We start from the raw sequence: 7,766 nt of genomic DNA on the forward strand, positions 1-7,766 counted from the left end.
GTTCTACTAATGCCTGAAAAACTAGACGTCCGATACGTCCAAAACCATTTATTGCTACTTTTACAGCCATAAATATACTCCTAAATTAAAATAATATCCTATACGCGAACATATAAAATTCAATATATATGCTACCATAAATATATAATAAAGTCAAGTTTTATATTTTGGTTTACATAATATATAATGATGTACTATGTTTCTATTTATTATAATGAATTTATTACAATATATAATTAGGAGGAATTTTTAATAGTTTATGTAATTAGCTATTTAAGTGTTTTTTTATTAATATGTTTTCATACAGTGCAGCAATATATATTTTTTTATTATTGATTTTGACAAATAATCTTTATGCTTTATAATATTAAAATTATAAATTTACTGATATATTAATTCTTGAATAATTAGGAATATTATAGATGTGCAGATTTATTGATTTATTTGCAGGAGTAGGAGGGTTTCATCTAGCTTTTAAGTCTGAGAATTGTGTTTTTGCAAGTGAAATAGACATTAATGCAAGAGAAACTTATAAATTAAATTTTCCAAATACTAGATTGGAAGGGGATATCACAAAAATAGATGAAAAAGATATTCCAGAGCATGATATTCTCTGTGCCGGTTTTCCTTGTCAGCCGTTTTCTGTGGCAGGCTATAGAAAAGGTTTCGAGGATGCAAGGGGAACTTTATTTTTTGATATAGCCAGAATAATAAAATATCATAGACCTAAAGCAGTGCTTCTTGAAAATGTTAAAAATCTTGAAAATCACGACAATGGAAATACTTTAAAAACAATAATAAATATATTAAGGGATTTAAATTATCATGTTTCATATAAGATATTAAATTCAGCAGAATATTCAAATATACCTCAGAATAGAGAAAGAATATTTATAGCTGCTTTTAATAAAGAAAAAGTAAATAATTATTTAAATTTTAAATTTCCAGAACCAATTGAATTGACTAAAACCATATATGATTTTATAGAACATGAAAAGCAAGATGATATATATTATTATAACAGTACAAAATATTATGAAATTTTTGATGAAAATATAAAAAATAAGGATACAGTTTATCAGTGGAGAAGACACTATGTAAGAGAAAATAAATCTAATTTATGTCCTACTTTAACAGCAAATATGGGAGAAGGAGGACATAATGTACCTATCATACGCGATGATTATGGTATAAGAAAGTTAACTCCAAGGGAATGTTTCAATTTTCAGGGATATCCTAAAAATTTCAAACTTCCCAAACAGTCTAATTCAAAATTATATAAGCAGGCAGGAAATTCAATAGTTTATCCGTTAGTAAAAAAAATAGCAGATAACATTCTTAAAATTATAAGTTAATAAAGAGGTGTAAAATGGTTAATTTTTTTGAATTGGATAAAAAAGAAAATAAAAATTATGTAAAATTAATGCAGATAGTTTCAAAACTTTCGAGACTATACAGCGACAGTGATAATCCATATATATATTATAGAGCTATGGAAAATTTATTCTGTTATTGTTTTAATGCTAAGAATTTAAGCCGGTCAGATACAGCTTTTGATGCTAAATTTGATAATATAGGAATAGGATTAAAAACTTTTTTAGGCGAAAATAAAAATTATAGTTTTGAGAAAATAGCAGAGTTTAATAAAAATTCAAATATAATAAAAGAGAAAAAAGATGAAAGGGATATTGCTGAATTTTTATCAAATCTTAGAAATGAAAGAATCAGGCTTGCTAAAGATATTTACGGCATATCTGATTCTCAATACCATATAATAGCAAGAAGAAAAAATTTGCTTTTGTTTTTTGAAACAGATTATGATGAAATTAACATCTCAGATTTAAAAATAGAAAAATACTCTGCAAATGAAAAATCTTTAAATTTTACAGATGGGAATCATTTATATAAATTTAACTTTTCAAAAAGTACATTATTTAGAAAATTTGACATACCTTCAAATAGCTGTACGGCAGAAGCTGTTATATTTGAAAATCCTGCCGAACTCCTGCTTTCTATTGATAAGATTACTTATGATAATAAAAAAGAATTTTACAGCAGCAGAGTAAAATCAGAATATGTTGTTCTTCCATTATACACTATTAAAAATAATATAAAAATAGTTCAGGAAAAATCAGCGCTTAATCAATGGAATGCAAGCGGAAGAAAAAGGGATCCTAATGAAGTGTACATTACTGTACCATCATTAGTTAGGAATAATTTTCCAAATTTTTTTCCCGAGAGAGATACTCCTTTCATTCTGAAAACTCCGATTGGAGAAATATTAAATGCTAAAATATGTCAGGATAATGTCAAAGCTCTTATGACAAATCCTAATAAAGCATTAAGCAGCTGGCTTTTAAGAAATGTTTTAAAATTGAAAGAATTTGAACTTGCAACTATTGAAAGATTAGAGATTTTAGGTATAGATTCTGTTATGATAACTAAAGAAAAAGATAGAGAATATTATATAGATATACAAAGCTGGGGAAGTTATGAAAGATTTATAGAACAATTACAAATGAATGAAAATTAATTTTTATATCGGATTATTAATAATGGCAGATACCAAAACTCCTGAAGAACGAAGCCGGAATATGGCAAATATAAAAAGTGAAAATACTAAACCTGAAAATATTGTAAGGAAATATCTTTTTAAAAATGGATTCAGATATATAAAAAATGATAAAAGATATCCTGGAAAGCCTGATATAGTTCTCCCTAAATACCGTACAGTAATTTTTGTAAATGGATGCTTTTGGCATATGCATAATTGTTCAAGGGGAAGAATGCCGCGTTCAAATCAAAGCTATTGGATTCCTAAAATTCAGCGTAATATAGAAAGAGATAATGATAATAGAGCCAAACTTGAGGCTATGGGATGGAAAGTTATTATAATATGGGAATGCGAATTAAAAAAAAGTATTGCTGAAAAAAGACTGCAATTATTATGCTCTGAAATAAAAGATAATATTAATATATAATTAAGATTCTATTTCAAAATTTTAAAGCATTAAATTTTATTATACATAAAAATTTAATTATTTAGTATTATCATCAGTTTTAAGCACGCTTATAAATGCATCCTGAGGGATTTCTACATTACCAATAGCTTTCATACGCTTTTTACCCTCTTTCTGTTTCTCTAATAATTTTCTTTTTCTTGTGATATCACCGCCGTAACATTTGGCTGTAACATTCTTTCTTAAGGCACTTATATTTTCACGTGCTATTATGCGTCCGCTTATTGCCGCCTGTAATGGTATTTGGAACATATGTTTTGGTATAAGATGTTTTAATTTTTCTATTATCTGTCTTCCTCTGCTTTCTGCATTGCTTCTATGCGCCATAAATGATAATGCATCTACAACTTCGCCATGAACAAGTATATCAATCTTTTCTATTTGACTTTCTCTAAAGTCTGAAAAATCATAATCGAATGAAGCATAACCTCTTGATATAGATTTTAATTTATCATAAAAGTCATATACAACTTCTATCAAAGGCAAATCAAATTTAATCTCTGCTCTTTTATCATCTAAATAATTTAAAGAAGTTTGCGTTCCTCTTCTGTCTATACAAAGAGAAATAATGTTTCCTAAATAATCAGTTGGTACTATTATAAGAGCATTAATAAAAGGCTCATAACATTTTTCTATATATTGTGCAGTAGGGAAATCTGCAGGGTTATCAATAATTTTTTCCTCTCCGTTTGTGAGTTTTAGTTTTACTTCTACTGAAGGGCTGGTTATTACGAGATTAAGATTAAACTCTCTTTCAAGTCTTTCCTGTACAATCTCTAAATGAAGAAGTCCTAAAAATCCGCATCTGTAACCAAATCCTAAAGCTATAGAACGCTCAGGCTCATAAACTAAAGAAGCATCATTAAGTTTTAATTTTTCTAATGCTTTTTGTAAATTTGTATAATCCTCATCTTCAGCAGGGAAAATTCCGGCAAATACCATAGGTAAAACTTCTTTATATCCTATCAAAGGCTCATCTGAAGGATCTTCTTCAAGTGTAATGGTATCTCCTATTTTTATATCAGATATATTTTTAATGCCCGCAATAATATATCCAACCTCGCCGCTTTTAAGTTCATTAGCAGATTTAAGTCCAAGCAAAAGAGTTCCGCATTCTTCAACTTCATATTCTGCTTTTGTCTCCATTAAAAGAAGCTTATCATTCTTTTTTATAGAGCCGTCAAATATTCTCACTATCATAACAGCACCGCGAAAAGGATCATAATAAGAATCGAATATCAAAGCTCTTGTTTTTTTATTTGTATTATCCTTAGGAGCAGGTATCATCTTAACAACCGCTTCAAGTATTTCATCTATTCCAATATCATTTTTTGCACTTGCTAAAACTATATCTTCTTTATTAACTCCAAATTCTTTTTCCATCTGCTCTTTACAAAGTTCAATATTAGCAGCAGGCAAATCTATTTTATTTATGACAGGAACAATCTCCAAATTATTTTCAAAAGCAAGATAAAAGTTAGAAATAGTCTGAGCCTCAACTCCCTGAGCAGCATCAACAACAAGTATAGCTCCTTCGCATGCAGCAAGAGAACGTGAAACCTCATAATTAAAGTCAACATGCCCTGGAGTGTCAATCAAATTAAGAGTATACACTTCTCCGTCTTTAGCCTGATAGGATAATTTAACAGCCTGACTTTTTATTGTTATTCCTCTCTCTCTTTCTATATCCATAGAGTCCAATATCTGAGCTTTCATTTCTCTGCTTGATACAGCTTTAGTATGTTCTATAATTCTGTCTGCTAATGTACTTTTTCCATGATCAACATGTGCTATGATACAAAAATTTCTAATTTTTTCTGCGTATGACATTTATAAAAATTTATCCTTAAATAAAATTGATTGGCTTATATAGATGATATATTATAATATAGCAGGACGCTTTTTGCAAATTATTTTAAAAAACATTAAGGTATTTTATTATTGACTTTTTTTAAAAAATATTATTTTTTTTATTAGAATATGTACTTTATGTATTATATTTGGGAATAAAAACTATGAAGAATAAAATATTTATTATATTAATAGCAGTATTATATTTTACAGCATGTAATAATCAAAATAATAAAGAGTATATACCGCCTAAAAAGACTGGTACTAACGAAGTAATAAAGGTTGGTATATATGTATATGACTCTCCATTTGTATATTTAGATAATGATAATATAAGCGGATTCGATTATGATTTGATAAATGAAATAGCAAAGGTTTTTAATTTAAAATTAGAATTTATGCAAATGAAATTTGATAAACTAATTCCTTCATTGCAAATTGGAGAAGTTGATTGCATTATAGCCGGATTATCTGTAATTGAAGAAAGAAAAAAATTGATAAGTTTTTCTGCAAAATATTATCAATCTTCAAAATCTATACTTGTTAATAAAAATGATGAAAGTATTAAAACTACTAATGATCTTATTGGAAAAACTATTGGTGTTATAAGAGGTACTGTAGGAGATATTACTGCATCAAAAATTAATGGAGTAAATGTAGAGAGATACGGCAGCAGTGCTTCTACTTTGCTTTCATTAAAAATAGGGGCAATAGATGCTGTTATGTTCGATAAGGTAACATGCGAATATTATACGCAGTATGATAAAGATGTAAAGATAGTAGAAGGAATAGAATTTCCTGAAGATGATTATGCTATAGCTGTAAGAAAAGATGATGATGAGCTGCTTCAAAAAATTAATGTGGGTTTATATACCATTATGAATAATGGAGTATATGACGAATTAGTTGAAAAATATCTGAAATCATTTTAAGTTTTTTATTAAAAAAATATAATATTAAAAAGTTTGAAAAAAAAGCCATTATATTATAAAGTATAAAGAGTTAATAATTTTTAGGGAGAATAATAAAATGGTAGTAGAGCCGAAGATATTAAATAATATATGTATAACTGCTCATCCTATAGGCTGTGCAAAAGAAGTAGAAAATCAAATAAATTATGTTAAATCAAAACCTAAGGTAAAATCTAATGTGAAAAATGCTCTTATACTAGGTGCTTCAGGCGGATACGGACTTGCAAGCAGAATAGCTATAGCTTATGGTCTTGGAGCTAAAACTATGGGAGTATCTTTTGAAAAAGAAGCTACAGGAAAAAGAACTGCTACTCCTGGTTGGTATAATAATGAGGCTTTTGCTAAATGCTGCGAGATAGACGGAATAGCTCAGAAGAATTTAATACTTGATGCTTTTTTAAATGCTTCAAAAGAAGAAGTTATTAAAGAAGCTAAATCATTTTTTAACGGTGAAAAAATAGATTTGGTTATATACAGCTTAGCAGCTCCTGCTAGAATGGATGAATCAACAGGAACACTTTACCGTTCTGCATTAAAACCTATAGGAAAAACTTATGACGGAATAGGTATAGATTTTATGAAAGAAGAGTTGTTAAATGTAAAAATTGAACCTGCTAATGATGAAGAAATTAATGCAACAGTTAAAGTTATGGGCGGAGAAGATTGGGAATTATGGACTAATGCTTTATTAGATGCTGATTTGCTTAGTGAAAATGCTGTTAATATTGCTTATTCATATATAGGACCTCAAATGACTAAATCAATATACAGAGAAGGTACTATAGGAAGAGCTAAGGATCATATTGAGGCTGCTGCTCATAGTTTAGATAAAAAAATGAATGAGAAAATAAAAGGACATGCTTATGTTTCTGTAAATAAAGCTGTTGTAACAAGAGCTTCCGCTGTTATACCTACTGTTCCTCTTTATATAGGAATATTATTCAAAGTGATGAAAAATAAAGGTATCCATGAAGGATGTATTGAGCAAATGTACAGACTTATAAGCGAAAAACTTTACAGCGGCAATGCTGTGCCTGTAGATAATGAAAACAGAATAAGATTAGATGACTGGGAATTGAGAGATGATGTTCAAAGCGAAGTTTTAGAATCTTGGAATAAGTTAACTAAAGACAATGTAAAAGAGATAGCTGATATGTCTTTGTTTAGAAAAGATTATATGAATATGCATGGCTTTGAAATTGAAGGTATTAACTATTCTGAGGATGTTCAAATATAATTTTATAATTTAAGCAGAATTTTCAAGAGGGCTTTATTGCCCTCTTATTTTTTATAAAATTATTAATATCATAAAATATTAAATTTAATTATATCTAAAAGAAAATCTTTTTTTATTAATTAGAATGTCATTATTTCATGCCAATATGTATCGAAATATCTATACATTCCTAAGCCTGGAGAATAATAGCTGTAAATTTTGACAAAATCTTTTAAAGCATCTTTGAATGAATTATTATTAATATATCCTTTTCTTGCCATATAAAGCAGTGCTATAGAAGGAGACCTAGACATTCCGAAATTACAATGCACTAAAACTTCCATATCTTTTATATGTTCATCTATAAATTCCATAGATCTTTTTATCATTGGGAATGCATATTCAAAAGATAAACTTGATATATCAAGAAGATTTAAATACAAATTATTATTTATTTCAAATACTTTTGTATCTCCTCTATTTCCATGTACCGCATTTACAAAACAGCTTTGGCAGGCATGAACTATAGCTCCTTTAAAATTTCTGCAGTCTTTATCGCCTCCTACATAGAGGTTATCATAAAGTTTTTTCATAGATAAATCCTAATTTCATTAATATTTATTTAGTTATCATAACATGAATGTAAAATTATATAAACTATTTAAATTTTATGTAAATAAAATTTGAATAATATAAAACAATTATTAT

7 protein-coding genes are annotated in these 7,766 nt (G+C 28.0%); 5 read left to right on the plus strand and 2 right to left on the minus strand.

What is annotated here, in order from left to right; genetic code table 11:
* Positions 1 to 422: 422 nt before the first annotated feature.
* The 3 genes from Q0J90_RS12160 to Q0J90_RS12170 are packed head-to-tail and all read left to right on the plus strand — an operon-like array spanning position 423 to position 2,981.
* Positions 423 to 1,355 carry a DNA cytosine methyltransferase gene (locus Q0J90_RS12160; protein WP_297278165.1) on the plus strand — a complete coding sequence of 311 codons (933 nt, stop codon included), beginning with the start codon at positions 423 to 425 and terminating at the stop codon, positions 1,353 to 1,355.
* Between the two features lie 14 nt (positions 1,356 to 1,369).
* The gene (locus tag Q0J90_RS12165; protein WP_297278166.1) at positions 1,370 to 2,533 is read left to right on the plus strand and encodes a restriction endonuclease; all 1,164 of its coding nucleotides are present in this window, start codon (positions 1,370 to 1,372) and stop codon (positions 2,531 to 2,533) included.
* A 22-nt stretch (positions 2,534 to 2,555) separates the two neighbouring features.
* A complete protein-coding gene (locus tag Q0J90_RS12170; protein WP_297278167.1) occupies positions 2,556 to 2,981 on the plus strand; it encodes a very short patch repair endonuclease in 426 nt (141 codons plus the stop codon).
* A gap of 57 nt (positions 2,982 to 3,038) precedes the next feature.
* Here Q0J90_RS12170 and lepA read toward each other — a convergent pair whose 3' ends face one another.
* Positions 3,039 to 4,850 carry a translation elongation factor 4 gene (gene lepA / locus Q0J90_RS12175; RefSeq protein WP_297278168.1) on the minus strand — a complete coding sequence of 604 codons (1,812 nt, stop codon included), beginning with the start codon at positions 4,848 to 4,850 and terminating at the stop codon, positions 3,039 to 3,041.
* Positions 4,851 to 5,035: 185 nt separating this feature from the next.
* On the opposite strand from lepA, the gene Q0J90_RS12180 reads away from it, so the two are divergent.
* Together Q0J90_RS12180 and fabV are read left to right on the plus strand one after the other, a co-directional pair.
* Positions 5,036 to 5,803: a transporter substrate-binding domain-containing protein gene (locus Q0J90_RS12180; protein ID WP_297278169.1), complete on the plus strand. Its 768-nt coding sequence runs from the start codon at positions 5,036 to 5,038 to the stop codon at positions 5,801 to 5,803.
* Positions 5,804 to 5,900: 97 nt separating this feature from the next.
* A complete protein-coding gene (gene fabV, locus Q0J90_RS12185; RefSeq protein WP_297278170.1) occupies positions 5,901 to 7,079 on the plus strand; it encodes an enoyl-ACP reductase FabV in 1,179 nt (392 codons plus the stop codon).
* Positions 7,080 to 7,198: 119 nt separating this feature from the next.
* On the opposite strand, the gene Q0J90_RS12190 is transcribed toward fabV, so the two are convergent.
* Positions 7,199 to 7,651: a phosphatase gene (locus Q0J90_RS12190; RefSeq protein ID WP_297278171.1), complete on the minus strand. Its 453-nt coding sequence runs from the start codon at positions 7,649 to 7,651 to the stop codon at positions 7,199 to 7,201.
* Positions 7,652 to 7,766 lie beyond the last annotated feature (115 nt).

Origin of the sequence: uncultured Brachyspira sp. (genome assembly GCF_944390595.1) — a bacterium.
GTDB lineage: Bacteria > Spirochaetota > Brachyspiria > Brachyspirales > Brachyspiraceae > Brachyspira.